This is a genomic window from Rhizobium sp. 01T444 (genome assembly GCF_056398305.1).
The window spans coordinates 1-557 of the sequence record NZ_JBFTPD010000346.1; the positions used below are offsets into that span (position 1 = coordinate 1).

1 protein-coding gene is annotated in these 557 nt (G+C 69.3%); it reads left to right on the forward strand.

What is annotated here, in order from left to right; genetic code table 11:
- Positions 1-557, forward strand: a 557-nt coding sequence (locus AC1DTN_RS38845; RefSeq protein ID WP_477925553.1) for a malonate decarboxylase subunit alpha, incomplete at both ends; no start/stop codon positions are given.

The following is a 557-nucleotide window of genomic DNA, read 5'->3' on the forward strand; positions in this document are numbered from 1 at the left end:
CCTGCAGGGCTGCGCGATGAACGAAGCGGCGACCGCCCGGCCGGTGGTGCGCAAGGAGACTTTCGACGGCCAGGAATGGCTCTATTTCCCGGCCATCGCGCCGCAGGTGGCCATCATCCGCGCCACCACCGCCGACGAGCACGGCAACCTCACCTACGAGCACGAGGGCGCCCTGCTCGGCGGCCTGGACCAGGCGCTTGCCGCGCGCAACAACGGCGGCATCGTCATCGCCCAGGTCAAGCGCGTGGTGCAGCAGGGAAGCCTGCGTCCGCACGACGTGCATGTCCCCTGCAACCTGGTGGACTACATCGTGGTCGACCCCGACCAGTGGCAGACCACGCAGACGCCGTACGACCCGGCCATCAGCGGCGAGATCTTCCAGCCCCTGTCCACCTTCGAGCCGCAGGCCTGGGGCCCGGAAAAGGTGATCACGCGCCGCGCGGCGATGGAGCTGACGCGCGGCCACGCCGTGAACCTGGGCTTCGGCATCTCGGCCAACGTGCCGCGCATCCTTCTCGAGGAAGGCCTGCACGGCGAAGTCACCTGGGCCATCGAGC